This is a genomic window from Acidimicrobiales bacterium (assembly GCA_035536915.1).
In the GTDB taxonomy this organism is placed as follows: Bacteria; Actinomycetota; Acidimicrobiia; order Acidimicrobiales; family JAHWLA01; genus JAHWLA01.
On record DATLNE010000005.1, the window covers coordinates 17,017 to 43,609 of the forward strand.

24 protein-coding genes are annotated in these 26,593 nt (G+C 71.0%); 17 read left to right on the plus strand and 7 right to left on the minus strand.

Annotated features, from left to right (window positions below):
• The first annotated feature begins 108 nt into the window (after positions 1–108).
• The 5 genes from VM938_01565 to VM938_01585 are packed head-to-tail and all read left to right on the plus strand — an operon-like array spanning position 109 to position 8,147.
• A complete protein-coding gene (locus tag VM938_01565) occupies positions 109–1,596 on the plus strand; it encodes an MFS transporter (GenBank protein ID HVF73709.1) in 1,488 nt (495 codons plus the stop codon).
• Complete coding sequence (gene nirB, locus VM938_01570; protein HVF73710.1) at positions 1,593–4,103, plus strand: nitrite reductase large subunit NirB; 2,511 nt, start codon at positions 1,593–1,595, stop codon at positions 4,101–4,103. The genes VM938_01565 and nirB overlap by 4 nt, the downstream gene beginning before the upstream one ends.
• Positions 4,100–4,459, plus strand: coding sequence for a nitrite reductase small subunit NirD (gene nirD / locus VM938_01575; protein ID HVF73711.1), 360 nt, complete (start codon positions 4,100–4,102; stop codon positions 4,457–4,459). The genes nirB and nirD overlap by 4 nt, the downstream gene beginning before the upstream one ends.
• Positions 4,456–5,949: a DmsC/YnfH family molybdoenzyme membrane anchor subunit gene (locus tag VM938_01580; GenBank protein ID HVF73712.1), complete on the plus strand. Its 1,494-nt coding sequence runs from the start codon at positions 4,456–4,458 to the stop codon at positions 5,947–5,949. The genes nirD and VM938_01580 overlap by 4 nt, the downstream gene beginning before the upstream one ends.
• A complete protein-coding gene (locus VM938_01585) occupies positions 5,946–8,147 on the plus strand; it encodes a nitrate reductase (GenBank protein ID HVF73713.1) in 2,202 nt (733 codons plus the stop codon). The genes VM938_01580 and VM938_01585 overlap by 4 nt, the downstream gene beginning before the upstream one ends.
• 73 nt (positions 8,148–8,220) lie before the next feature.
• Here the strand turns inward: VM938_01585 and VM938_01590 are convergent, their stop codons facing one another.
• Both VM938_01590 and VM938_01595 read right to left on the minus strand, forming a co-directional pair.
• Positions 8,221–8,679 (minus strand): SRPBCC family protein, encoded by a 459-nt coding sequence (locus VM938_01590; GenBank protein HVF73714.1) that lies wholly within the window; start codon positions 8,677–8,679, stop codon positions 8,221–8,223.
• Positions 8,676–9,155 (minus strand): sigma-70 family RNA polymerase sigma factor, encoded by a 480-nt coding sequence (locus VM938_01595; protein HVF73715.1) that lies wholly within the window; start codon positions 9,153–9,155, stop codon positions 8,676–8,678. The genes VM938_01590 and VM938_01595 overlap by 4 nt, the downstream gene beginning before the upstream one ends.
• Before the next feature lie 49 nt (positions 9,156–9,204).
• Between VM938_01595 and VM938_01600 the strand changes: the two genes are divergently transcribed.
• Entirely contained in the window at positions 9,205–10,371 is a 1,167-nt protein-coding gene (locus VM938_01600) for an NAD(P)-binding protein (GenBank protein HVF73716.1), read from the plus strand.
• Between the two features lie 26 nt (positions 10,372–10,397).
• Here VM938_01600 and VM938_01605 read toward each other — a convergent pair whose 3' ends face one another.
• Positions 10,398–10,544, minus strand: coding sequence for a hypothetical protein (locus VM938_01605; protein ID HVF73717.1), 147 nt, complete (start codon positions 10,542–10,544; stop codon positions 10,398–10,400).
• A gap of 25 nt (positions 10,545–10,569) precedes the next feature.
• Here VM938_01605 and VM938_01610 point away from each other — a divergent pair, with 25 nt between their 5' ends.
• Positions 10,570–11,931, plus strand: a complete 1,362-nt coding sequence (locus tag VM938_01610) for an FAD-dependent oxidoreductase (protein HVF73718.1) — start codon at positions 10,570–10,572, stop codon at positions 11,929–11,931.
• Here the strand turns inward: VM938_01610 and VM938_01615 are convergent.
• Together VM938_01615 and VM938_01620 are read right to left on the minus strand one after the other, a co-directional pair.
• Complete coding sequence (locus tag VM938_01615) at positions 11,911–13,071, minus strand: amidohydrolase (protein HVF73719.1); 1,161 nt, start codon at positions 13,069–13,071, stop codon at positions 11,911–11,913. The two genes, VM938_01610 and VM938_01615, sit on opposite strands and share 21 nt — an antisense overlap.
• Before the next feature lie 10 nt (positions 13,072–13,081).
• Complete coding sequence (locus tag VM938_01620) at positions 13,082–14,878, minus strand: acetyl-CoA carboxylase biotin carboxylase subunit (GenBank protein ID HVF73720.1); 1,797 nt, start codon at positions 14,876–14,878, stop codon at positions 13,082–13,084.
• Here VM938_01620 and VM938_01625 point away from each other — a divergent pair, their 5' ends adjacent.
• The gene (locus tag VM938_01625) at positions 14,879–15,556 is read left to right on the plus strand and encodes a biotin--[acetyl-CoA-carboxylase] ligase (protein ID HVF73721.1); all 678 of its coding nucleotides are present in this window, start codon (positions 14,879–14,881) and stop codon (positions 15,554–15,556) included.
• A gap of 17 nt (positions 15,557–15,573) precedes the next feature.
• Here the strand turns inward: VM938_01625 and VM938_01630 are convergent, their stop codons facing one another.
• The gene (locus tag VM938_01630) at positions 15,574–16,395 is read right to left on the minus strand and encodes an aminotransferase class IV (GenBank protein ID HVF73722.1); all 822 of its coding nucleotides are present in this window, start codon (positions 16,393–16,395) and stop codon (positions 15,574–15,576) included.
• Entirely contained in the window at positions 16,392–17,381 is a 990-nt protein-coding gene (locus VM938_01635; GenBank protein HVF73723.1) for an anthranilate synthase component I family protein, read from the minus strand. The genes VM938_01630 and VM938_01635 overlap by 4 nt, the downstream gene beginning before the upstream one ends.
• A 24-nt stretch (positions 17,382–17,405) precedes the next feature.
• Between VM938_01635 and VM938_01640 the strand changes: the two genes are divergently transcribed.
• The 9 genes from VM938_01640 to VM938_01680 all read left to right on the plus strand — a co-directional run bounded on the left by VM938_01640 (position 17,406) and on the right by VM938_01680 (position 26,571).
• On the plus strand, positions 17,406–18,548 hold the full coding sequence (locus tag VM938_01640) for an acyl-CoA dehydrogenase family protein (GenBank protein ID HVF73724.1): 1,143 nt from the start codon (positions 17,406–17,408) through the stop codon (positions 18,546–18,548).
• 45 nt (positions 18,549–18,593) lie between these two features.
• Positions 18,594–20,039, plus strand: a complete 1,446-nt coding sequence (locus VM938_01645; protein ID HVF73725.1) for an LCP family protein — start codon at positions 18,594–18,596, stop codon at positions 20,037–20,039.
• Positions 20,033–21,106 carry a glucose-1-phosphate thymidylyltransferase gene (locus VM938_01650; GenBank protein HVF73726.1) on the plus strand — a complete coding sequence of 358 codons (1,074 nt, stop codon included), beginning with the start codon at positions 20,033–20,035 and terminating at the stop codon, positions 21,104–21,106. Before VM938_01645 ends, VM938_01650 begins: the two co-directional genes overlap by 7 nt.
• Entirely contained in the window at positions 21,103–22,107 is a 1,005-nt protein-coding gene (gene rfbB / locus VM938_01655; protein ID HVF73727.1) for a dTDP-glucose 4,6-dehydratase, read from the plus strand. Before VM938_01650 ends, rfbB begins: the two co-directional genes overlap by 4 nt.
• Positions 22,098–22,919 carry a dTDP-4-dehydrorhamnose reductase gene (rfbD, locus tag VM938_01660; GenBank protein ID HVF73728.1) on the plus strand — a complete coding sequence of 274 codons (822 nt, stop codon included), beginning with the start codon at positions 22,098–22,100 and terminating at the stop codon, positions 22,917–22,919. Before rfbB ends, rfbD begins: the two co-directional genes overlap by 10 nt.
• Entirely contained in the window at positions 22,916–23,776 is an 861-nt protein-coding gene (locus VM938_01665) for a glycosyltransferase family 2 protein (GenBank protein HVF73729.1), read from the plus strand. Before rfbD ends, VM938_01665 begins: the two co-directional genes overlap by 4 nt.
• A 117-nt stretch (positions 23,777–23,893) precedes the next feature.
• Positions 23,894–24,529, plus strand: coding sequence for a hypothetical protein (locus VM938_01670; GenBank protein HVF73730.1), 636 nt, complete (start codon positions 23,894–23,896; stop codon positions 24,527–24,529).
• Positions 24,526–25,617, plus strand: coding sequence for an NDP-sugar synthase (locus VM938_01675; protein HVF73731.1), 1,092 nt, complete (start codon positions 24,526–24,528; stop codon positions 25,615–25,617). Before VM938_01670 ends, VM938_01675 begins: the two co-directional genes overlap by 4 nt.
• Positions 25,618–26,571, plus strand: a complete 954-nt coding sequence (locus VM938_01680; GenBank protein ID HVF73732.1) for an NAD-dependent epimerase/dehydratase family protein — start codon at positions 25,618–25,620, stop codon at positions 26,569–26,571.
• The last annotated feature ends 22 nt before the right edge of the window (positions 26,572–26,593 follow it).

Below are 26,593 nucleotides of genomic sequence, written 5' to 3' on the forward strand. Positions count from 1 at the left end.
TTGTTTCGTCTCGCCCACAGGGCGCCGAACCCCCTCGTGGGCAAGTCGACCCGTGACGTTCAACAGAACGGACACCTGGCTGTAACACCGGCGCGGTTGGGTGTACCCATGCAGCTTGGACGTTGGATCGACGACTGGGACCCCGACGACGAGGCCTTCTGGAAGGCCTCGGGCGAACGCATCGCCCGCAAGAACCTGATCCTCTCGATGTTCGCCGAGCACATCGGGTTCTGCGTGTGGGTGCTCTGGACGATCGTCGTGCTCAACCTCGGGAACGCCGGCATCAAGCTCCCGGTGTCGGAGCTGTTCCTGCTGACGCTCGTGCCCAACGTGATCGGTTCCGTGCTCCGCATCCCTTACACGTTCGCCGTCCCTCGCTTCGGCGGCCGGGCGTGGACCACCGTCAGCGCCGCGCTGCTGTTCCTGCCCACGCTGCTGCTGGCCTTCGTGGTGCCGAGCGGCTGGTTGGCCCAGCAGGCACACGACACGCAACTGTGGGTACTGCTCCTGTGCGCCGCCACGGCGGGTGTCGGCGGCGGCAACTTCTCGTCGTCGATGGCCAACATCTCGTTCTTCTACCCCGAGCGGAAGAAGGGCTGGGCGCTCGGCCTCAACGCCGCGGGCGGCAACCTCGGCGTGGCTGTCGCACAGTTGCTCGTCCCCCTGGTCATCGTCGTCGGCGTGCCGGCGACAGCGGTGCGCCGGCCGGAGCACGACGTGCACCTCGCCTACGCCGGGCTGATGTGGCTGCCCCTCATCGCCCTGGCCACCATCGGTGCGTGGCTGTTCATGGACAGCCTCACGCAAGCCAAGGCCGACACCAGCTCGTACCGCGCCGCCTTGCGCGAGCCGCAGACGTGGGTCATGTCGATGCTCTACATCGGCACGTTCGGCTCGTTCATCGGCTTCTCGTTCACCCTCCCGCTGGTGATCAAGAACACGTTCCCCGAGTTCCTGGCGGGCCACCCGTTCATCGCCACCTACCTCGGCGGGCTCGGTTTCCTCGGCGCCCTCATCGGGTCGGTGGCCCGGCCGCTGGGCGGCTGGGTAGCCGACAAGCTCGGCGGCGCCCGGGTGACGTTCGCCGTGTTCGGCGCCATGGCCGCCGCCACCACCACCGCCATCGTCGGCGTGCGGGAGCGCAGCTTCGCCGTGTTCTTCACCTCGTACATGGTGGTGTTCCTGCTGGCCGGGATCGGCAACGGCTCGACGTACAAGATGATCCCGTCGATCTTCGCCCGCCTCGGTGAGCGTGAGGCGGCCGAGCGGGGCGTCGCACCCGCCTCCGTGGCCGTCGAGTACAAGCGCCGGGCTGCCGCCGTCATCGGGATCGCAGGGGCGATCGGGGCGATGGGCGGCGCCTTGATCCAACTGGTGCTGCGACAGGCGAGCCTGCAGGTCTCGTCCCTCGTGCAGGCGGCCCAGACCCCCGTCGAGAAGGCCGCTGTGGCCGCGGCCCACGCCGACTGGCCGGTCCCGGCGATGGGCGTGTTCCTCGCTTCCTACATCGTGTTCGGCGCGGTCACCTGGGCCGCCTACCTCCGACGCAGCCCCGCCGAGGCGGCCCGCCCCACGCTCGCCGGAGCCGGGGTATGACCCGCCCCACCCTCGTCGTCGCCGGCAACGGCATGGTCGGCCACAAGCTCGTCGAGGCACTCGCCGAACGAGGCGGGCTCGACGCCTGGCGGGTCGTCGTCTTCGGCGAGGAGCGTCGGCTCGCCTACGACCGGGTCGCCCTCAGCTCGTTCTTCGACGGGGCTACCGAGGACGACCTCACCCTCGTCGCGCCGGGCGCCTACGACGAGATCGAGGTGCACTTGGGCGACCCCATCGCCGGGATCGACCGAGCCGCGGGCACGGTCACCTCGGCCGCCGGGGTGCAGGTCGCCTACGACGCCCTGGTGCTCGCCACCGGTTCGTACCCGTTTGTGCCTCCCGTCCCCGGCAGTGGCCTTCCCGGCTGTTTCGTCTACCGCACCCTCGACGACCTCGAAGCCATCCGCCACGACGCCTCCGGTCGCCGGGTCGGGGCCGTCGTCGGCGGCGGCCTCCTCGGGCTCGAAGCGGCCAACGCCTTGCGCAACCTGGGGTTGGAGCCCCATGTCGTCGAGTTCGCCCCGCGGCTCATGCCCATGCAAGTGGACGACGGCGGCGGGGCGGTGCTGCGCGCTCGCATCGAAGCGCTCGGCGTCCACGTGCACACGGGGATGCAGACGACGGAGCTGGCGGCGGGCGACGACGGCCGGGTGGCGCAGATGCGCTTCGCCGACGGCACGTCCCTCGACGTCGACCTCGTGGTGTTCTCCGCCGGCATCCGGCCGCGCGACGAGCTCGCTCGCGCGTGCGGCCTCGACATGGGCGAGCGCGGCGGCATCGTCGTCGACAGCGCGTGCCGCACGTCGGACCCCCGCATCTTCGCCGTCGGCGAGTGCGCCGTGGCCGACGGCCGCGTGTGGGGCCTGGTTGCCCCCGGCTACGACATGGCCCGGGTGGTCGCGCGGCGGCTGCTGGGCGGCGACGCCGAGTTCGCGGGCGCCGACATGTCGACCAAGCTCAAGCTGCTGGGCGTCGACGTGGCCTGCTTCGGCGACGTGTCGACGGGCGAGTCGATCACCTTCTCCGACGCGGTGAACGGCGTCTACAAGCGCCTGGTGATCACGCCCGACGGCACGCGGGTGGCGGGCGGCATCCTCGTGGGCGACGCCACCGCCTACACGACGCTCGTGCAGATGGCGCGCGGCGACATGCCCACGCCCGACGACCCCGCCGCCCTGATCGCTCCTGCGGCGGGCGCCGAGCCCGTCGGCGTCGGCGCACTGGCAGGCACGGCCACCGTCTGCTCGTGCAACAACGTGACCAAGTCGGCCATCTGCGATGCCGTGGCCGGAGGCGCCACCGACGTGGGCGCGGTCAAGGCCTGCACCAAGGCGGGAACGTCGTGCGGCGGCTGCGTGCCCCTCGTCACCCAGCTCCTCAACCACGAGCTGGCGGCGGCAGGCGTCGAGGTCACCACCCATCTGTGCGAGCACTTCGCCTACTCCCGCCAGGAGCTGTTCGACCTGATCCGGGTGCATCGAATCGGCACGTTCGCCGAGCTGCTGGCTCGCTACGGGACGGGCCGCGGCTGCGAGGTGTGCAAGCCAACGGTGGCGTCGATCCTGGCCTCGCTCGGCGCCGGCTACATCCTTGCCGGCGAGCAGGCCGCGTTGCAGGACACCAACGACCACTTCCTCGCCAACCTCCAGCGCGACGGCACCTATTCGGTGGTGCCGCGCGTGCCCGGCGGCGAGCTCACGCCCGACCAGCTCATCGCCATCGGGCAGGTGGCCAAGGACTTCGGGCTCTACACCAAGATCACGGGCGGCCAGCGCATCGACCTGTTCGGCGCTCGCGTCGACCAGCTCCCTGCCGTGTGGGCCCGCCTCATCGCCGCGGGCATGGAGTCGGGGCATGCGTACGGCAAGGCGTTGCGCACGGTGAAGTCGTGCGTCGGCGAGACCTGGTGCCGCTACGGCGTGCAGGACTCGACCAGCCTCGCCATCCAGTTGGAACTGCGGTACCGGGGCCTGCGGGCGCCGCACAAGCTGAAGTCGGCGGTGTCGGGCTGCGCCCGCGAGTGCGCGGAGGCGCAGGGCAAGGACTTCGGCGTCATCGCCACCGAAAAGGGTTGGAACCTCTACGTCTGCGGCAACGGCGGCATGCGCCCGCAGCACGCCGTGCTCCTGGCCGAGGACCTCGACACCGACACGTTGATCCGCTACATCGACCGGTTCCTGATGTTCTACGTCCGCACCGCCGATCGACTGGAGCGGACGGCGAGTTGGTTCAACAAGCTCGAAGGCGGGATCGAGTACCTGCGCCGGGTGGTGATGGACGACGTGCTCGGCATCGCCGAAGACCTCGAGGCCGACATGCAGCGTCACGTCGACACCTACGAGTGCGAGTGGAAGGCGACCATCGAAGACCCCGAAGCCCTCGCCCGTTTCCGCTCGTTCGTCAACGTCGACGGGCCCGACCCCAACGTCGTGTTCGTGCGCGAGCGAGGCCAGATCCGCCCGGCTCGGCAAGAAGAGAAGCCGACTCCCCTGGAGGTGCTGCTGTGACGATCCTCGACGACGTGACGACCTGGGTGCCGGTGGCGCCGTTGGAGCGCTTGGGAGTCGATCGCGGCGCCGGTGCGATGGTCGGACCGTGGCAGGTCGCAGTGTTCCGGGTGGCCGGCGACGACGTGTACGCGCTGTCGAACTTCGACCCCTTCAGCCAGGCGTACGTGCTCTCCCGCGGGATCGTCGGCACGAGAGGCGACGTGCCCAAGGTGGCATCGCCGGTCTACAAGCAGAGCTTCGACCTGCGCACCGGCGTGTGCCTCGACGACCCCGCCGTCGCCGTGCGGGTGTTCCCGGTCCGCGTGGTCGAGGGGGTCGTAGAGGTGGGCGTGCCACCGAGCGACCGCTCGTGAGCGGGGTCCTCCACGAGCTGTCGGCGGTCGAGGAGTTCGCCCGGTTGCACGACGACGGCGAACTGCCGGTGGCCGAGCGCACCTACCGCTCGCTGGTCCCGGCCTCGCCGCCCGGTCCCGGTCAGCAGTACGGGTTCGAGGTCGACCTCGACGCGTGCACCGGGTGCAAGTCGTGCGTGGTCGCCTGCCACAACCTCAACGGCCTCGACGCCGACGAGGCGTGGCGCAGCGTGGGCCTGCTGCGCAGCCGCACACCGGCGCTGGCGCTGCAGCAGACGGTGACCACGGCGTGCCACCACTGCGTGGAGCCCGCGTGCCTGCAGGGCTGCCCGGTGGACGCCTACGAGAAGGACCCGGTGACCGGCATCGTCGCCCACCTCGACGACCAGTGCATCGGCTGCGGCTACTGCATGTGGATGTGCCCGTACGAGGTGCCGCAGTTCAGCGAGAAGCGCGGCATCGTCCGCAAGTGCGACATGTGCCAGGACCGGCTGGGCGCGGGGGAGGCGCCGGCGTGCGTGCAGTCGTGCCCGACCAGTGCGATCAGCATCGGGATCGTCGACGTCACCACGGCGAGGGCGGAAGCGGCCACCGGCGGCTCGCTCGTGCCCGGCGCACCGCTGTCGTCGCGCACCGTGCCCACCACCGTGTACCTCACCACCCGACCGGCGGTGGCCGGGCTGGAGGCGGCCGACCGCGACACCATCCGGCCCTCGCACGCGCATCCCCCCCTTGCCCTGATGCTCGTGCTCACCCAGGTCGCCGTGGGCGCCGTGTTGGTCGACGCCGTGATGGGCGGCGGCGGCGCCGTCCTCGGCGCGGTGATGGGCATCGTCGCCCTCGTCGCCAGCATCGGGCACCTCGGTCGACCGCAGTACGCCTTCCGCGCCGTGCTGGGCTTCCGTCACTCCTGGCTGAGCCGGGAGGTCGTGGCCTTCGGGGCGTTCGGGCCGTTGGCCGCGGCCGCCGGCTTCGACGACGTCTTCGCCGCCGTGGCCGCGGTGGCGGGCATCGTGGGCGTGGGGTGCTCGGTGATGATCTACGCCGCGTGCGGCCGACGGTGGTGGTCGTTGCCGTCGACGGCGCGCCGGTTCGGGCTCACGACGGTGCTGGGCGGGATGGCCGCCACCTTGGCCGTGGCCGCCTCGACGGGCTCGTCGGTCGACGGGTTGGCGCTTGCCGTCGTCGTCCTCACGGTGGCGAAGTTGGCCGGCGACGCCGTGGTGCTCGTGCCCCGTCGCTCTGCCCATCCCGAGCTCGTTCGCACCGCCCAGTTGCTCCGAGGTGAACTGGCGCGCGCCACGACCGCACGCTTCCTCCTCGGCGGCGTGGGCGGCGTGGTCGCTCCCGCGCTCGCCTCGGTGGTGACCAGTGGCGCAGGCGCGGTCGCCGTGCTGGGCTTCGCCCTGCTGGTGGCAGGTGAGCTGGTCGAGCGTTCGCTGTTCTTCACGGCCGAGGCGGGACCGCGAATGCCGGGAGCGCGGCCGTGAGCCTGCTCCGCCGCCGGAATGGCCCGCTCACCGACGAGCTGCGCCGCGTGCCCGGCGACTTCGGCGTCGGCCAGGTGCCCGCCGCCATCGCCCCGCAGCAGACGATTCCGACGGTCTGCGGGTTCTGTTCGACCGGTTGCTCGCTCGACGTGCACATGCGCGACGGCGTGCCTGTGAACCTCACGCCGTCGGCGTCGTACCCGGTGAACCTCGGCATGGCCTGTCCCAAGGGGTGGGAGGCCATGGCCCCCCTTGCCGCTGACGACCGGGCTACGACGCCCCTGTTGCGCGACGACCGGGGCCGCCTCCGGCCGGTCGACTGGGACACCGCGCTCGATGCCTTCGTGGGGCGCATGAAGGCGGTGCAGGCCCAGCACGGTGCGGAGGCCGTCGCCTTCCTGGGCACGGGACAGATGCCCACCGAGGAGCTGGCCCTGCTGGGCGCGCTGGCCAAGTTCGGCTTGGGTGTCGTGCACGGCGACGGCAACACCCGCCAGTGCATGGCGACGTCGGTGGTGGCCTACAAGCAGGCGTTCGGCTTCGACGCCCCGCCCTACACCTACGCCGACTTCGAAGAGTCCGACGTCGTCGTACTCATCGGCTCCAACCTCTGTATCGCGCACCCGATCATGTGGCAACGCATCTGTCGCAACCGGCATCGTCCCGAGGTCGTGGTAGTCGACCCTCGCACCACCGAGACGGCGGTGGCGGCCACGCAGCACTACGCCATCCGTCCCAAGTCCGACCTGGTGTTCCTCTACGGGCTGGCCCGCATCCTCCTCGAACGAGGGTGGGTCGACCGCGGCTTCGTCGATGCCCACACCGACGGCTTCGAGGCCTTCGCTTCCCATGTCTCCGCCTTCACGCCGGAGCGGGTGGCGGCGGAGTCGGGCATCGAGCCTGCGGCCCTCGAACGGCTGGCGGCCACCATCCACGGCGGGCAGCGGGTCTCGTTCTGGTGGACGATGGGCGTCAACCAGAGCCACCAAGGCGTTCGCACCGCGCAGGCCGTCGTCAACCTGGCCTTGATGACGGGCAACATCGGCAGGCCGGGCACCGGCGCCAACTCCATCACCGGCCAGTGCAACGCCATGGGTTCGCGCCTGTTCGCCAACACCACGAACCTGTTCGGCGGGCGCGACTTCACGGTGGCCGAGGATCGCAACGAGGTGGCGGGCATCCTCGACATCGACCCCGCCCGCATCCCCGACCGACCCAGTTGGGCCTACGACCAGATCGTCGAGGGCATCGTCGGTGGCCGCATCCGGGCGCTGTGGGTCGTCGCCACCAACCCCGCGCACTCGTGGATCAACCAGGGCCACCTCCACGACGTGCTCAGCAGGCTCGACTTCCTCGTGGTGCAGGACATGTACGCCACCACCGAGACCGCGGCGGTGGCCGACCTCGTGCTGCCCGCGGCGGGATGGGGGGAGAAGGACGGCACCTTCGTCAACTCGGAGCGGCGCATCGGGCGCATCAAGCGGGTCGCCGAGCCGCCGGGCGACGCCGTGGCCGACTTCGAGATCTTCAAGCGGATCGCCGATCGGTGGGGCTGCGCCGACCTGTTCGCCCGGTGGCGCACGCCGGAAGACGTGTTCCGCTCGCTGGCCGTGCTGTCGAGAGGACGGCCGTGCGACTTCTCGGCGCTCGACGGGTACGCCTCGCTCGACGGCCTCGGCTACGGCGTGCAGTGGCCGGTTCCCGCGGGCGTCGATCCGGCGGCGCTCGACCGAGAGCGACGGCTGTTCGGCGACGGCCGCTTCTTCCACCCCGATGGGCGGGCCAGGTTCGTCTTCGACGACCCCGCCCCGCCGCGCGACGTCCCGTCCAAGCGGTACCCCCTGGTTCTCCTCACCGGACGGGGGACCAGCGCCGAGTGGCACACCGGGACGCGCACGTCGAAGTCGTCGGTGCTGCGCATGCTGGCGCCCTCGCAACTGCACGTTGAGCTCCATCCCGACGACGCCGAGGAGCGCAGCATCCGCGCCGACGAGTGGGTGGTGGTGGCGTCGTCGCGGGGTTCGGTGCGAGCTCGCGCCTACCTCACCGCCACCGTGCGACGTGGTGAGGTCTTCCTGCCGATGCACGACGCAGGGGTGAACATGCTCACCGTCTCGTCGTTCGACCCCCACTCGCGCCAGCCGTCCTACAAGTACACGCCGGTGGAGGTGCGCCGGGCGGCGCAGAGCCTCTCCTGACGCCCCCCCACGTTCGGAACATGCGTAGGAATCGCGCCGGAAAACGGCGCGATTCCTACGCAACTTCAGGCGCTCAGCGGAAGTGGCGGATCATGCCCCGTACGTCTTCGCTCACGAAGCGGCGGAGGACAGGGCGCATCCACCGGGTGAAGGGCAGTGGCACGCCTTCGACATGGGTGATCCGGGTGCGGCCACCGGGCAACGGCGTGGCCGCCATGACGACGGTGAACAGCCGCCAGCGTGCCCGCATCAGGCAGAACCCATCCTCCATGCGCACGTCGAACGGCAACTTCACGCCGACGTACGGAGCGGAGGCCCGAATGCGCCAGTGCATGCCCTTCTTCTCCACGACCTCGACGGCGGCGACGGTCGGGTCGAGCTCGGGCACCGACCGCTCCAAGTCCGACAGCCAACCCCAGACCTCGTCGAACGGCACGTCGACCTCTACCTCGACCACCGCCGCGTTGGGGATAGCGGCGGCCAAGATTCGGGCGCGTGCCCCGTTGTCGAGTGTTGCCGTGGGCCAGGTCATGCTCGCCACCTCTTCACGAAATCGGCCCGTGCCCGGTGCAGGCGCGACTTCACCGTGCCTTCGGGCACCCCGAGCAGCGCCGCGGTCTCCGCCTCCGACAACCCGTCGAGGTCGCGCAGCACCAGCACGGCGCGGTGTTCCGGCCGCAGCTTCGCCAGCACCGACTGCACGTCGACGCTGGTGTCGAGGTCGGGCAACTCGGTGTTCGCATCGAGCAGGGCCTCCGTCGGTTGTCGGCTCGCCGCCCGGTACGCCTCACGCACGGCGATGCGACGCACCCACCCCTTGAGGGCGGCGGGCTCCCGCAGCGAACGGAGGTTGCGCAGCACGGCGATGAACGTCTGCTGCGCCGCGTCGTCGCCGTCCGCCAGCGCGATGGCGCCGCAGATGCGCCCGACGTAGGGCGACAGCTCTCGGATCAGTTCGTCCATGGCCGCCGGGTCGCCGCGCTGCGCCGCCCGAACCACGTGGTCCACGTCCAAAAGAGGCGGGAACCTGCCGGAAGGTTCCGATCCTCTTGTAGGCATGAGCACCATCACTGTCGTCGGAGGCGGGTTGGCGGGCCTGGTGGCCGCCATCACCGCAGCAGAGGAAGGCGCCTCGGTCGAACTGCACGAGGCGCATGGCATGTTGGGCGGTCGGGGCCGTAGCTCGCAAGGGCCGTTCGTCGCCAACCTCGGGCCCCACGCCCTCTACAACGACGGCCCCATGTGGGACTGGCTCAAGGACCGTCGCCTTCTCCCCAAGTGCGGGTGGGCCAAGACGCCGACCGGGCTGCGGGCTCGGGTCGACGGCAAGGCCCGGCGGGGGCTGCCCGCCGCCATGCTGCGCAGCGTCGGCGTGCTGCGGGCCAAGGACGTGCCGGTCGACGTCGACTTCCGCTCGTGGGTGGCGTCGCGCTGGGGCGCCGAGGCCGCCCATCGCTGGAGCATGGCGGCGGGCGTCGTGACCTTCTGCGCCGACCCGGGCGCGCTGTCGGCGGCGTTCGTGCAGGAGCGGCTGGCTCGGGTCTACAAGGTGGCCAACCCCGCCCGCTTCCCTGTCGGCGGCTGGACCAGCGTCATGGATCGACTGGCGGCCCATGCCGAGACGCTCGGCGTGCGCCTCGTGGTGCACTCGCCGGTCGACTCGTTGCCCAACGGGCCGGTGGTGGTGGCCGTCGAGCCTCTCGTGGCCCGCAAGCTGCTGGGCGACGACTCGTTGCGGGGCGCCGACAACCGGGTGGCCTTACTCGACATCGGGTTCCGCTCGGCCCGGGGCGACAACTACATCGTGGCCGACCTTGACGAGTCGGGCTTCGTGGAGCGCTTCACCCGCAACGACCGCACGCTGGCGCCGGCGGGCCACGAACTGGCGCAGGGCCAAGTCGGCATGCGGCCGGGGGAGACGCTGGAACAAGGCGTGGCCCGGGTGGAGGCGTTGTACGACCTGGCCTACCCCGGCTGGCGTGAGCGGGAGGTGTGGCGGCGGCGCTCGGTGTTCGAAGGCCGCAGCGGCGCTCTCGACTACCCGGGCATGACGTGGCGCGACCGGCCTGCGGTCGATCGCGGCGACGGCGTGTGGCTGACCGGTGACTGGGTCGCCGCCCCCGGCGTGCTGGGCGAGGTGTCGTGGGCCTCAGGGGTGGAGGCCGGCCGTGCCGCCGCCCGCGCCGTTCGTTCTGGCACCAGGGTCACGCCACTGACGGCGTGACCCTGGTGCCTGAACCGGGCTGACGTCTACGAGCGCAGGGCCTCGGCGATCTCCTGGGCGGAGGCGCCGCTGTCGCGCAGTTGGGCGACCAGTTCCTTGAGCCGTTGTTGCAGTTGGTCGATCTGCGCCTTCGTCTCGCGTAGGTCGGCCAGGACGGCTTCATCGAGTGCCATGGGGCGGACGGTAGCCTCGACGTCCGTGGCTGTGCGTTTCGTGATCATCGGCGGCGGACCGGCAGGCGTGCAGGCGGCGACGCATGCCGCCCGGCTGGGTGCGGAGGTGACCGTCGTCGAGCGCGACGTGCTGGGCGGTTCCGCCAACCTGTGGGACTGCATCCCCTCCAAGGCGATGATCGCCACCGGCGGCGCCATGTCGCTCACTCGGCGGGCCGAGGGCATGGGGTTGTCGAAGCTGGAGGCCACCCTCGACTTCGAGGCGCTCAAGGCCCGCATCACCGCCATCAGCGAGCACCTGTGCCGGTCCAACACGCAACTGCTGGCCAGCCAGGGCGTGCGGGTGATCCGCGGCACCGCTCGGCTCAAGGGCCCGCACGAGGTGGTCGTGGAGACCGACGACGGCGGCATGGAGGAACTGTCGGCCGACGCCGTGCTGCTGTCGACCGGCTCCCGGCCCCGCATCCCCGACTGGGCCGAGCCCGACGGCGTGCGCCTGCTCACCACCCGCCACGCCTACCCGCCGCCCGTGCTGCCCGAGCACCTGGTGGTGATCGGATCGGGCGTGACCGGCGTGGAGTTCGTGCACATGTTCCGCTCGTTCGGCTCCAAGGTCAGCCTCATCGTGAGCCGCCAGCAGGTGCTGCCGCAGAAGGACGCCGAGGTGGCCGCCGCCTTGGAGGACGACTTCCTGGCCACCGGCGTGTCGCTCTACAAGGGCGCCCGGGCGGTGGGCATCGACATCGAGAGCGACGGGGTGACCGTGCGCTGTGACGACGGCCGCGTGGTGCGGGGTTCGCATGCCCTCTTGGCCATCGGCTTGGTGCCGAACTCGGAGGCGCTGGGGCTGGAGGCGGCGGGTGTCGAGGTCAACGGCGGGTACGTGCCGGTGAACCACCACTGCCAATCCAACGTGCCGCATATCTATGCAGCCGGCGACCTGTCGGGCAAGCTGCCGCTGGCGTCGGTGGCCTCCATGCAGGGCCGCAAGGTGGCCGAGCACGTGATGGGGCTGCACACCCGCCAGCACCGCCACCTCGACTACGAGAAGGCGGCCTCGGCCATCTTCACCGAGCCCGAGATCGCCGATGTGGGCCTCGCCGAGGCCGAGGCGTTTGCCTTCGGCCGCAAGATCCGGGTGACCAAGGTGCCGTTCGCCGCCAACGCCCGGGCGCTGATCGACGGCGACCCGCGGGGCTTCGTGAAGATCGTCTCCGACCCCGCCACCGGCGTGGTGCTGGGCGGGTCGATCGTGGGCCGAGGGGCCTCCGAGCTCATCTCGGTCATCGCCCTCGCCGTGACTGCGGGCCTCAAGGTGACCGACATTCTGGAGAGCTTGTTGGTGCACCCGGCCTTGGCCGAAGCCCTAGCCGACGCGGCTGAGTAGTCGACTCCGCTGGGCTTGGTCGCCCGCGAGGTCGATCACCGTCCAGGCCATGGCGGCGGCGCCGTCGAGGGCGGCCTTGTCGGCCTCCGGCGTGGCGCAGAAGGCGGCGAACTCGGGCTGGTGGTTCGACACCGGGTAGGTGTTGAGCCCGAGCATGGGGTGGATGGTGGGCAGCGCCAGCGACACGTTGGCCATGTCGGTGGAGCCCGCCATCTTCTCCAGCAGGTCGCCGACGTCGGGGAATGTGCGGCCCAGGTCCTGCGCGTTGCGCTTGTAGACCGCGGCCATCTCCACGTCGTGCACGAACTCCGAATACGGCGGCGACACCTGCACGATCTCGTACTCGCACCCCGTGGCGATCGCACCCGCTTCGAAGCACTTGTAGACGCGGGGCTCGAGCTCGGCCAGCTTCTCCAGCGTCTTCTCCCGCACGTACCACTTGCCGCTGGTGTGGGCGGGCACCACGTTGGGGGCGTCGCCGCCGTGGGTGACGATGCCGTGGATGCGGGCGTCATGCGAGATGTGCTGGCGCAGCAGCCCGATGGCCGTCTGGGCCACGGTGAGAGCGTCGGCGGCGTTGCGGCCCAGTTCGGGGAAGGCCGAAGCGTGGGCCTCTTTGCCCGTGTAGTGCACGTCGACGTGGGCTACCGCCAGGCACGGCATGTGGTCGGACTCGATGGGGGTGGGGTGCACCATCATCGAGGCGTGGACGCCGTCGAAGGCGCCCCGTTCCAACATGAGGATCTTGCCGCCCCCGCCTTCCTCGGCCGGGGTGCCGAACACCTTGACGGTGATGCCGAGGTCGTCGGCCAAGGCCGCCAAGGCGAGGCCGGCCCCGACGCCGGCGGCGGCGATCACGTTGTGGCCGCACGCGTGGCCGACGCCGGGCAGGGCGTCGTACTCGGCACAGATGCCGATGGTCAGCGGCCCGCTGCCCGCGGTGGCGACGAAGGCCGTGGGCAGGTCGCACACCCCCGCCTCAACGGAAAAGCCGCCGGCGGTGAGCGCTTCGGCGCACCAGGCGGCGGCTTGTTCCTCTTCGAAGGAGGTCTCGGGGTTGGCGTGGATGCGATGGCTCAGGTCGAGCAGGGCCGTTTCCGCCCCGCCGACGATGTCCTTCGCCGCGGCCTTGGCGTCCATGCCCTCCGGTCTACTCGATCACCGCCACAACGTCGCCCGCTCCCACCGTGTCGCCGGGCTTGACCTTGATCTCCTTGATCGTGCCCGCCTTCTCGGCGTTGACGTTGTTCTCCATCTTCATGGCCTCGAGCACGCAGATGGGCTGGCCCACCTCGACGGCGTCGCCCGCCTCGACCAGCACCTTGACGATGGTGCCCTGCATGGGGACGCTGACGTTGCCCGAGCCTGCGGCACCGCCGGCACCGGACCCACCGCCCGCCCGGGGGCGGGGACGAGGCGCACCGGCCGCACCGGCACCGGCGCCGGTGGTCACCACGGCGGCGGGCACGTCGGGCACCCACAACTTCACCGAGTAACGCTTGCCGTTGACCTCCACGTCGACGTCGCGCTGCACCTTGGCGGGCTCGCCCTCTTCGGCGGCGGGCGGCGCGGCGGGGGCGGGAAGCTCCAGCGTGGAGAAGTCGAGGCGCTCCTCCACCCACTTGGTGGAGTGCTCGCCTGCGATGAAGTCCTCGTGGCCGAGGATGGCGAGGTGGGCGGGGATGGTGGTGGCCACGCCCTCGATCTCGGTCTCCTCCAAGGCCCGGATCATGCGCTTGCGGGCCGACTCGCGGTCGGGGCCCCACACGATGAGCTTGGCGATGAGGTTGTCGTAGTACTGGCTGACGGCGTCACCCTCGTCGTAGCCCGCGTCGGTGCGGGTGCCGAAGCCGTCGGGGCGGCGGAAGCGGGTGATGGTGCCGGGGCTGGGCAGGAAGCGACCGCCTGCCGGGTTCTCGGCGTTGAGGCGGCACTCGATGGCGTGGCCGGTGCGCACGATGTCGTCCTGGGTGAACGGCAGCGGCTCGCCCGCGGCGATGTGGAGCTGTAGCGCCACCAGGTCCATCCCGGTCACCATCTCGGTGACGGGGTGCTCGACCTGCAGGCGGGTGTTCATCTCCAGGAAGAAGAAGTCGCCGTCCTGGTAGAGGAACTCGACGGTGCCCGCGTTGACGTAGCCGGTGGCTTTGGCCACCTTGACCGCCGCTTCGCCCATGGCCTGGCGGATCTCGTCGGGGAAGTCGGGGGCGGGGCTTTCCTCGATCAGCTTCTGGTGGCGGCGCTGGGCCGAGCAGTCGCGCTCGCCCAGCCACACGGCGTTGCCCTGTGTGTCGGCGAACACCTGCATCTCGATGTGGCGGGGCCACGTGAGGTAGCGCTCGATGTAGCACTCGTCGCGGCCGAAGGCGCCCTTGGCCTCACGCTGGGCGGAGGCCAGCAGTTCGGCGGCCTTGTCGGCCGAGGGCACGACCTTCATGCCGCGGCCGCCGCCGCCGTAGGCCGCCTTGATGGCGACGGGCCAGCCGTGCTCGTTGCCGAAGGCGATGACGTCGTCGGCGTCGGTGAGGAACTCGTTGGTGCCGGGCACGCCGTCGACGCCCGCCTTCTGGGCGGCGATGCGGCTGCTCACCTTGTCGCCCATGACCTCGATGGCCTCGGGGGGCGGGCCGATGAACGTCACGCCCTTGGCGGTGATGGCCCGGGCGAAGTCGACGTTCTCCGAGAAGAAGCCGTAGCCGGGGTGGACGGCGTCGGCGCCGCTGCGTTCGACGACGTCGAGGATGGCCTCGGTGTTGAGGTAGCTCTCGGCGGCGGTCTGCCCGCCGAGGGCGTACGCCTCGTCGGCCAGGCGCACGTGCAGTGCGGTGCGGTCGAGTTCCGAGTAGACGGCGACGGTTGCGATTCCGAGCTCGCGGCAGGTGCGGATGACTCGCACCGCAATCTCGCCGCGGTTCGCGATGAGGACCTTGTTCAGCATGGTGGCCATATGGTTGCAGCCGTGGTCGCCCGCAGGGAATTCGAGGTCCGCCGGTTCGAGTCGATCGACTCCACCAACCGCTACCTGCTCGACCAAGCGCGGGCCGGCGCGCCCGAGGGCGTGGTGGCGGTGGCCGACCACCAGACGGCAGGACGGGGGCGGCTGGGACGGGTGTGGGAGGCGCCGCCGGGGTCGTCGTTGTTGTGCTCGGTGCTGCTGCGGCCCGACCTGCCGCCGGAGCGGCTGCACCTGGCGGTGGCGGTGGTGGCGCTGGCCGCTCGCGACGCGCTGGGCGGGCTGCCGTCGCTCAAGTGGCCCAACGACCTGCTGGTCGACGACCGCAAGCTGGCGGGCGTGCTGGCCGAGGCCGACCTGCCTGCGGTGGTGGTGGGCATCGGCATCAACCTGACGTGGGCACCGCCCGGGGCGGCGTGCGTGGGGCCGGAGGCCGACCGCGAGGTTGTCCTGGACGCTCTGTTGTCGTCACTGGCGTCGATGTACGGCGACTGGGCGCTGGTGGCGTCGCGGTATGCGGCCGAGTGCTCGACGGTGGGACGCCGGGTGCGAGTGGAACTGGCGGGCGAGACGTTCGAGGGCGTCGCCACGGCGGTCACGCCGGAGGGCCACCTCGTGGTCGACGGCCGGACCGTCACCGCGGGCGACGTCGTCCACCTCCGCCCCGCCTGACCCGCCGTCAGAACGGGTCAGGGGTCGAGGTCGCGGGCGGCGAGGGCGGCGAAGGCCTCGGCCGCCTCGGTGGTGACCGGGCCAGGCGCGACCGGCAGCACCTTGCCGTCGACCGCCCGCACCGGCTGCACCTCCCGGGTGGTGGAGGTGAGGAACGCTTCGTCGGCCTCGGCCAGCGCCTCGACGGGCACGTCCTCCTCGACGGCGCCGGTCAGCTCGATGACGAGGTTGCGCGTCACGCCGGCCAAGCAGCCCGACGAAAGCGGCGGCGTGAGCAGGCGGCCCCCGGTCACCAGGAACACGTTGGTGCCCGTCCCCTCGCACAGGTTCCCCGCCAGGTTGGCGAAGATCGCCTCGCTGGCCCCCCGCTCGTTGGCGTAGGCGAGGGCGACCACGTTCTCGCCGTACGACGTCGTCTTCAGCCCGGCCAGCGCGCCCCGTTCGTTGCGGGGCCACGGGACGACGACCACATCGGTGGTGGGCGGCCACGGCCGCAGTTCGCCGGCGGCGACGATGACCAGCGGGTCGGCCGTCCCTCGCTCGGAGCCCAGCGGCGACGGGCCGCCGGTGAGGGTGATGCGCAGGCGACCGTCGCGCACGTCGTTGGCGGCGATGACCTCGTCGAGGGCGGTGCGCAGGTCGTCGGCGTCGGGCATGGGCAGGCCCAGCCCCTTGGCCGAGAACGCCAGCCGTTCGAGGTGGCGGCGCACGGCGAAGGGCCGGCCGTCGTAGACCTTGAGCGTCTCGAACACGCCGTCGCCGGTGAGCAGCCCGTGGTCGAACGGCGAGACCCGGGCCTCGGCCTCGTCGCACAGGCCCCCGTTGACCCACACCTTCACGACGACACCACCGACAGCAGGCGGCGAGCCTTCAACTCGGTCTCCTCCCATTCGCCCTCGGGCGACGAGTCCCACGTGATGCCCCCACCGGTACCCAGGTGCAGTTCGCCGCCCTCCAGCCAGAAGGTGCGGATGGCGACGTTGAGGTCGCCCCGCCGGCGGTCGGCGTCGACCCAGCCGACGGCTCCGCAGTAGGGGCCCCGGTCGACCGGTTCGAGCTTGCCGATGATGTCGAGGGCGGCCAGCTTCGGCGCCCCCGTCACCGACCCCGGCGGGAACGTGGCGTCGAGCAGTTCGCCCCACGTGGTGTGCGGGCGCAGGCGGGCGGTCACGGTCGAGACGAGGTGAACGAGGCCGGGGTGCTCTTCCGTCTCGCACAGGCCGGGCACCTCGACAGAGCCGTACTCGGCGACGCGCCCGAGGTCGTTGCGTACGAGGTCGACGATCATCACGTTCTCGGCCCGGTCCTTGGCCAGGAAGCCCTCGGCGGTCGACGCCGTGCCCTTGATGGGCCGGGACTCGACCAGGTCGCCGTCGCGCCGCAGGAACCGCTCAGGCGAGGCGGAAGCGACGGCCACGCCGGGCACCCGCACCACCGCGCTGTAGGGCGCCGGGTTGCCGACGGCGAGGGCAGCGCCGAGGGCGGCCACGTCGGCGCCGGGGGGCGCGGGCGCCGAGAGCCGCCGGCACAGGTTCACCTGGTAGACGTCGCCCGCGGCGATGGCGTCGCGGATGACCTCGACGCCGTGGCAGAAGGCGGCGCGGTCGAGCGAGGTGCGCCACGCGTCGGCCCGAGGGCCTTGCCACGGCGGCCCAGGCCACGGGCGGGCGGGTCGCACGTCGTCGAAGCGGGCGCAGGTGATGTCGCCTTCGAAGGTGACGACGACGGCCCAGAACCCGTGCGAGTCGAGGGCGCTCACGTCGGACGTCACGTCACGGAGGCCGGTGGCCAGGTGGCCGCCGACGACCGCCAAAGGAGGGGCCATCGACGCTCAGCCTACGATTCGCCCATGTACGTCGAGTTCTCGGCTGAGCAGGAGGCGTTCCGCAAGGTCGTTCGCGACTTCGCCGAGGCGGAGATCGCCCCGCACGCCGAGGAGTGGGACCGCGACCACACGTTCCCCGTCGACACCGTGCGGGCCATGGGGGAACTGGGCCTGTTCGGGTTGCCGTTCCCCGAGGAGTACGGCGGCTCGGGCGCCGACTTCACCACCTTGTGCATCGCCATCGAGGAGCTGGGCCGAGTCGACCAGTCGATGGGCATCACGTTGGAGGCCGGCGTCGGCCTCGGCGCCGCGCCGATCTTCAACTTCGGCAACGAGGAGCAGAAGCAGCAGTGGCTCCCCGATTTGTGCGCCGGCCAGGCGTTGGCGGGCTTCGGCCTCACCGAGCCCGACGCGGGCAGCGATGCGGGTGCTACCCGCACCAAGGCCGAGGTCGTCGACGGCCAGTGGGTCATCGACGGGGCCAAGGCGTTCATCACCAACTCGGGCACGGCGATCACGTCGCTGGTGACGGTGACGGCCCGTACCGGGCCGGGGGAGATCAGCGCCATCATCGTGCCCGCGGGCACGCCCGGGTTCGTGGTGGAGCCGCCGTACCGGAAGATGGGCTGGCACGCCTCCGACACCCACGGGCTGCGTTTCGAGGGCTGCCGGGTGCCCGAGGCGAACCTGTTGGGGGAGCGGGGGCGGGGGTTCAAGCAGTTCCTGGCCACCCTCGACGACGGGCGCATCGCCATCGCCGCGCTGGCCGTGGGGTTGGCGCAGGCGTGCCTCGAGCAGTCGGTCGCCTACGCCAAGGAACGCCAGGCCTTCGGCGCGCCGATCGGCCGCTACCAGGCCGTGGCCTTCAAGTGCGCCGACCTCGCCGTCATGACCGAGAACGCCCGCAACATCACCTACAAGGCGGCGTGGCTCAAGGACACAGGCCGGCCGTTCAAGAAGGAAGCCGCCATGGCCAAGCTCTACGCCACCGAGGCGGCGGTGACGGCCACCCGGGAGGCCACGCAGATCTTCGGCGGCTACGGCTTCATCGACGAGACGCCGGTGGCCCGCTTCTACCGCGACGCCAAGATCCTGGAGATCGGCGAGGGCACCTCCGAGATCCAGCGGCTGGTCATCAGCCGGGAGCTCGGCCTGCCCGTCAGCTAGTCCTCCGACTGCCGATTTCCGGACCGCCGCTGCTAGCCTCGATGCGTGGCCCAGGCACCCGTGGTGGTGGGTCCGCCGCGCCGTCGCTGGCCTCGCCGGATCCTCATCGCCCTCAACATCTTCGTCGCTCTGTCCTTGGTCGGCGCGGCCGCGACCTATGGCTACATCAAGTTCCGCCTGGGCCAGGTCCCCAAGATCGACATCGCCGGCGTGCTGCGCAACGGGGGCGACGACGACCCGGGCAAGCCCATGAACGTGCTGCTCGTCGGCTCCGACTCCCGGAAGAACATCTCCAAGGAAGAGGCCAAGCAGTTCGGCACCGAGAAGCAGGTCGGCGGCGAGCGCAGCGACACCATCATCGTCATGCACATCGACCCGACATCGGAGAAGGCGGCGATCCTGTCGATCCCCCGCGACCTCTACGTGCCGATAGCAGGGACGAACCGCAGCGACCGCATCAACACCGCCTTCGAGAACGGCCCCGAGCAGCTCATCAAGACGATCAAGGAAGCGCTGGGCATCGAGATCGACCACTACGCCCAAGTCGACTTCAACGGCTTCCGCGGCATCGTCAACTCAATCGGCGGCGTGAACGTCTACTTCCCCGCACCGGCCCGCGACACCGTCACCGGCCTCGACATTCGCAAGGCGGGCTGTGTGGCCCTCGACGGCGACGGCGCCCTCAAGTACGTGCGCAGCCGCCACTACCAGTACTACGAGAGCGGCCGCTGGCGCACCGACCCCAGCGCCGACCTGGGCCGCATCGAGCGCCAGCAGGACTTCCTCCGCCGCGTCATGCACAAGGCAGTGCGGGTGGGCAAGAACCCGGCCACCCTCAACGCCCTCATCGGCAACGCCGTCAAGAACGTCACCATCGACGACGCCCTGTCGACCAAGGACATCCTGCGCCTGGCCCAGAAGTTCCGGTCGTTGGAGCCCGACAAGGTCGACATGATCCCCATCCCCACATTCGCCACCCGGGTGGGTGAAGCGTCGGTGCTGAAGCTCAAGCAGCCCGACGCCGACGAGGTGCTGCGCCGCTTCCGGGGCGAGGTGGCGCCCGCCGAGCCTGCCGTCGACGTCAACTCCCTGCCCAAGATCTCGACCAGCACCATCCGGGTGCGCGTGCTCAACGGCTCGGGCGCCGACGGCCAGGCGGGCGAGGTGTCGACGGCCCTGCGCGAGCACGGCTTCACCATCGCGGGCATCGGCCCGGCCGACACCTTCAAGTACACCAAGACCGTGGTGAAGTACGGCACCGGCCAACGCGAGAAGGCTCGCCTGCTCCAGGCCTACGTCGGCGGCGGCGCCACGCTCGAGGAGGACCGCACCTTGCGAGGAATCGACGCCGTGCTCATCACCGGCTCGTCGTTCGACGGCATCCGCGCCCCGGGCGGCCCGACCACCACGACGGCGCCCAAGGCGACGGCGACCACCACGACGACGGCGCCCGCCGCCAGCCAGGGCGCGCCGCCCCAGCCCCAGTGCTGAAGGCGCTCATCCTGGCGGGCGGCGAGGGCACCCGCCTCCGCCCCATCACCCACACCAGCGCCAAGCAGTTGGTGCCGGTGGCCAACAAGCCGATCCTCTACTACGCGCTGGAGTCGGTGGCCGCTGCGGGCATCACCGAGGTGGGCATCGTGGTGGGCGACACCGCCGCCGAGATCGAGGCCGCCGTGGGCGACGGCAGCGCCTTCGGCATCACCGTCACCTACCTGCGCCAGGAGGCGCCGCTCGGGCTGGCCCATGCCGTGCTCATCGCCCGCGACTTCCTGGGCGACGACGACTTCGTGATGTACCTGGGCGACAACCTGCTCCAGCGTGGCGTCGACACGCTGGTGGTCGACTTCGCCGCCCGCCCGCCCGAGGTGGCGGCTTCCATCCTGCTGGCCAAGGTCCCCGACCCCACCCGCTTCGGCGTGGCCGAGCTCGACGCCGAGGGCCACGTGGTGCGCCTGGTCGAGAAGCCCGTCGACCCGCCCTCCGACCTCGCCCTGGTCGGCGTCTACCTGTTCGGTCCCGCCGTGCACGAGGCGGTGCGGGCCATCCGCCCGTCGGCTCGCGGCGAGTTGGAGATCACCGACGCCATCCAGTGGCTCATCGACAACGGCCGTGCCGTGCGTTCGCAGATCCTCGACGGTTGGTGGATCGACACCGGCAAGCTCACCCCGCTGCTGGAGGCCAACCGCTTGGTGCTGGAGACGCTCGACGGCCGCATCGACGGCAGCGTCGACGACGGCTCGCGCATCGAAGGACGAGTGGTGGTGGAGGCGGGCGCCGAGGTGGTGCGCTCGATCGTGCGCGGCCCCGCCGTCATCGGCGCGGGAACCCAAGTGGTCGACAGCTACATCGGCCCGTTCACGTCGATCGCGCCGCGCTGCACCATCCGCCAGTCGGAGATCGAGCACTCGGTGGTGCTGGAGGACAGCCGCATCGTGGGCGTGTCGCGCATCGCCGATTCGCTCATCGGGCGCGAGGTGGAGATGTGCCGGGCCGACGCCGGCCCCCGGGCGGTCCGCGTCATGTTGGGCGACCACTCCCGAGTCGACCTGCCGTGAACGTCCTCGTCACCGGCGGCGCCGGCTTCATCGGCTCCAACTTCGTGCGTTTCTGGCGCCATCGCCACCCCGACGACCGGGTGGTGGTCGTCGACCTCCTGACCTACGCGGGCGTGCGGGCCAGCCTCACCGACCTCGAAGGCGACCACGTCGCCTTCGTGCAGGCCGACGTGGGCGACCTGGCCGCCATGGAGAAGGCGATGGCCGACCATGCCGTCGACCAGGTGGTGCACTTTGCCGCCGAGTCGCACAACAGCCTGGCCGTGCTCGACCCCGCGCGCTTCTTCCGCACCAACGTGCTGGGCACCCAGGCCGTGCTGGAAGCGGCCCGTCGCCACGGGGTCAAGCGCTTCCACCACATCTCCACCTGCGAGGTCTACGGCGACCTCCCCCTCGACAGCGACGAGTCGTTCACGGAAGACACGCCGTACCGCCCGCGCACGCCCTACAACGCCTCGAAGGCGGGCGCCGACCACGCCGTGCGGGCCTACTTCGAGACCTACGAGCTGCCGGTCACCATCACCAACTGCTCCAACAACTACGGGCCGTACCAGTTCCCCGAAAAGGTCATCCCCCTGTTCGTCACCAACGCCCTCGACGACAAGCCGCTGCCCTTGTACGCCTCGACCGCCAACCAGCGCGAGTGGCTCCACGTCGACGACCACTGCCGGGCCATCGAGGCGGTGCTGAAGAACGGCCGGGTGGGTGAGACCTACAACGTGGGGAGCGGCTTCGAGGCGTCCATCGAAGAACTGGCCGACCTCATCCTCGTTGCCCTGCACAAGCCGTCGTCGCTCAAGGCGATCGTGCCCGACCGCCCCGGCCACGACCGCCGCTACCTGCTCGACTCCCGCAAGATCCGCCGTGAGGTCGGGTGGTCGCCGCTGGTCGACTTCGCCGACGGCCTGGTGAAGACCATCCGCTGGTACCGCGACCACCCCGACTGGTGGCAGCCGCTGATCGGGCGTTCGCCGGTCGTCGAGGAATCGGCGTGGCGCTGAGGCTCCTCGTCACCGGCGCAGGCGGCCAGCTCGGACGGGAAGTGGTGGCGCTGGGCGGCATCCCCACGACCGTCGACGTGCGCGACCGCGACGCCGTGCTCGCCGCCGTGAGCGAACTGCGCCCCGACCGCATCGTGCATTGCGCGGCCTACACCGACGTCGACGGCTGCGAGCTCGATCCCGACCGCGCCTACGCCGTCAACGCGCTCGGCACCCGCCATGTGGTCGAAGCGGCCCGCCTCGTCGGCGCCCACGTGACCTGCATCTCTACCGACTACGTGTTCGACGGCGACAGCACGCGGCCGTACACCGAGTGGGACGACGTGCGGCCGGTGTCGGCCTACGGCGCCTCCAAGCTGGCGGGCGAGCGCGAGGTCGGTCCTGCCGACGCCGTGGTGCGCACCTCGTGGTTGTGCGGCCGCTACGGCACCAACTTCGTGACCTCGGTGCTGAAGCTCGCCCGCGAGCGGGGCGGCGACTTCACCATGGTCGACGACCAAGTGGGCTGCCCCACCCTGGCCGACGACCTCGCGGCGGTCGTGGTGCGCCTGAGCACCGACGCCCGCCCCGGCGTCTTCCACGTGACCAACCAAGGGGCCGTGTCGCGCTACGAGTTCGCCCGTGAGATCGTGCGGGCCGCAGGACTCGAACCTGTGTTCTCCGCCTGCAAGACCGCTGACCTGCAGCCGCCCCGGCCTGCCCGGCGCCCCTCTTACTCGGTGCTCGACAACGCCGCCCTGCGGCTGTCGGGCCTGCCCCTGCTGCCCGACTTCCGCCCGTCGTTGCAGCGCCTCGTCAAGGAACTCTCGTGAGCGACGTCACCGCTGTCATCGTCAACTACAACGCGGCCGAGTACCTGGTGCCGTGCGTCGAGTCGCTGCGGGCCGCGGGCGTGGCCGAGACCGTGGTGGCCGACAACGACTCCCACGACGGCTCGGCCGAAGCCCTGGCCGCCGCCGACCCCGACGCCACGTGGCTCCCCACCGGCGGCAACTTCGGCTTCGGCGGCGGGGCCAACCGCGGCGCGGCGGTGGCCTCCGGGCACTACCTGCTGATCTGCAACCCCGACATCACCGTCGAGCCCGACGCCGTGCGCCTGTTGGTCGACGCCATGGAGAAGGACCGCCGCCTGGCCGTCGTCGGCCCCGCCATCCTCAACCCCGACGGCACCGTCTACCCCAGCCCCCGGGTGTTCCCGCGGCTGCGCGACGCCGCGGGCCACGCCTTCCTCGGCATGGCCCTGCCCCGCAACCGCTGGACGGTGCGCTACCGCATGCTCGACTTCGACCGCAGCAGCGCGGCGGGCGACGTCGACTGGGTGTCGGGGTCGTGCTTCCTGGTACGGCGCGAGGCGTGGGACGCGCTGGGGGGCTTCGACGAGGGCTACTTCATGTACGCCGAGGACACCGACATCTGCTGGCGGGCCCACCAGGCGGGCTGGCGGGTCGGCTTCGAGCCCGCCGCCCGGGTGGTGCACGTGCAGGGGGCGTCGACCAGCAAGATCCCCTATCGCATGATCCGGGCGCATCATCGGTCGCTGCTGCGCTTCTCGTCGCGCACAGCCACAGGGCCCAAGCGGGCGCTCTTGCCGGTCATCGCCGTCGCCTTGGCGCTGCGCACGGTCCTCGCGCTGGGCCACCGAGCCCTCAACCGTCCCGCGACACGGTAGGTTTCTCCGTCCATGGGCAAGGCTTCGTCGGGAAAGAAAGTTGCGCGGGCGGCGAGCACGGGGGGCGGCCGGACCAGCAGGGGGAAGACACCCTGGGGTTGGTACAGCCTGATCTCCGTGGTCGTCATCGCTGGGGTGGCATTGGTGGTCGTCAGCCGTGACGACACGCTCGACCGCATCGGCGAGCGCAGCACCGAGCAACCCACCACAAACGACCACTGGCACGCGGCGTACGGCTTCTACTTCTGCGACCAGTTCTCGCCGCCGCTGGCCGACAACGGCCGTGACCCCCTGGGCGTGCACACCCACGGCGACGGCGTGATCCACGTGCACCCCTTCAGCCAGGCCGCCTCGGGCAAGCGCGCCCTCATGGGCGTCTACGAGCGGGCCATGGGCATCACGCTCAACGACGACCGCATCGAGGTCGGCGACCGCAAGTACTCCAACGGCGACATGTGCGGCGACAAGCCGGGCAAGGTGCAGGCGTTCGTGGAGGGCGAGCCGTTCAACGGCGACCCCAGCGACATCCACTTCGGCAAGGACCGCATGGCCGTCGTCGTGGCCTTCGCACCCGAGGGCACCGAGATCCCCCGCACACCGCCGTCGTTCGCCCAGCTCAACAACCTGAGCGACATGCCGGCACAGCCGCCTGCGAGCGACGTGCCCAACGAGGCCACCACGACCACCAACGCGACGGGCGGCGAGACCACCACGTCGGTGCCGGGCACCACCCCTCCCTCCAGCACGCCGTGAGGGCAGTCGTCCTGGTCGGCGGTGAGGGGACGCGGTTGCGCCCCCTCACGTTCACCACGCCCAAGCAGATGCTGCCCATCGTCGAGGTGACGATGATCGAACGGGTGCTGGCCCATCTGGCCTCCTTCGGGGTCGACGACGTGGTGTTGTCGATGGGCTACCGCCCCGACGCCTTCCTGGCCGCCTTCCCCGACGACGCCTGCGCGGGCGTTGCCCTCGCCTATGCCGTGGAACCCGAGCCGCTCGACACCGCGGGCGCGGTGCGCTTCGCCGCCACCCACGCCGGCATCGACGAGACGTTCCTGGTTGTCAACGGCGACGTGCTCACCGACCTCGACATCGGCGCGTTGGTCGGCTTCCACCGCGCCCGGGGCGCCGAGGCGACCATCGCCCTGACCCCGGTCGAGGACCCGTCGGCATTCGGCGTGGTGCCCACCGACGAGGCAGGCCGGGTCACCGCCTTCATCGAGAAGCCGCCGCCCGGCGAGGCCCCCACCAACCTCATCAACGCGGGCACCTACGTGCTGGAGCCGTCGGTGCTCGAGCGCATTGCGGGCGACCGTCGCGTCTCGATCGAGCGGGAGACGTTCCCTGCCTTGGTAGCCGACGGCTCGTGTTATGCGTTGGCCTCCGACACCTACTGGATCGATACGGGCACCCCCGCCAAGTTCCTGCAGGCCAACCTCGACCTGCTGTCAGGGCGGCGCGGCGATCCCGCGTCGCACGCCCACGAGGTCGACCCCGGTGTCTGGTACGGCAACGCCGGGCCGGTGGTCGACGGCGAGGTCGTGGCGCCGTCGTTCATCGGTGACGCCGCCTTCGTGGCCCGGGGCGCCCGGGTGGAGGGCTCGGTGCTGGGCGCAGGCGCTCGGGTGGCCGACGGCGCCGTGGTGCGCGGCTCGGTGATCCTGCCCGGGGCCGTGGTGGCCGGTGGCGCGGTGGTGGAGGGGTCGATCGTGGGGGAGAACGCCGTGGTGGGGGAGAACGCTCGGGTGGGCGGCCTCACCGTCGTCGGCGGCTCCGCCGAGGTCGAGCCCGGCACCACGCTCGACGGGGCGCGCCTGCCCGTGTCGGTCCCCGCCGGTTAGATGCGGGCGCTCGTCACCGGGGGAGCGGGGTTCATCGGCTCCAACCTGGTCGACCGGTTGCTGGCCGAAGGCCACGCCGTCGACGTCATCGACGACCTGTCGACGGGCTCGTTGGCCAATCTGTCCGATGCCCGCTCGGATCCGTCGGTCGAGTTCACCTTCCAACGGCTCGACATCCGGGCCGAGGCAGTGGCCGACGTCATCGAGCGCCGCCGTCCCGAAGTGATCTTCCACCTGGCCGCCCAAGCCGACGTGCGGGTGTCGGTGGAACGGCCGACCTTCGACGCCGAGGTCAACATCCTCGGCACCCTTAACGTGCTCGAAGGGGCGCGTCGGGCGGGCGCCCGCAAGGTGGTGTTCGCGGCCAGCGGCGGCACGCTCTACGGCGATGTCGACGCCGCCGACCTGCCGGTGCGCGAGTCGCACCCGCAGCAGCCGGTGTCGCCCTACGGGGTGTCGAAGAAGGCGGCCGTCGACTACCTGGCGGCCTATCGCGAACTGCACGAGGTGGAGTTCACCGCGCTGGCCCTGGCCAACGTCTACGGGCCGCGGCAAGACCCACACGGCGAAGCGGGCGTGGTCGCCATCTTCGCGGGCCGCCTGCTGTCGGGGGAGGCGTGCACGATCTTCGGCGAGGGCACCCAGACCCGCGACTTCGTGTACGTCGACGACGTGGTCGACGCCTTTGCGCGGGCTGCCGAGCGGGGCGGGGGGCTGACCGTCAACATCGGCAACGGGGTGGAGACGTCGGTGAACCAGCTCTACGCCACCATGGCGTCGCTCATGGGCATCGCCGACGCGCCGGCCTACGCCCCGGGCAGGCCCGGCGAGATCGAGCGCTCCGCCCTCGACCCCGGCCGGGCTGCCATCCACTTGGGGTGGAAGCCGTGGACCTCGTTGCGCGACGGCTGCGACGCCGTGCTCCGCTGGTTCGAGGAACGCCGCGGCGGCTGACCCCGTCCGGAAGTTGCGTAGG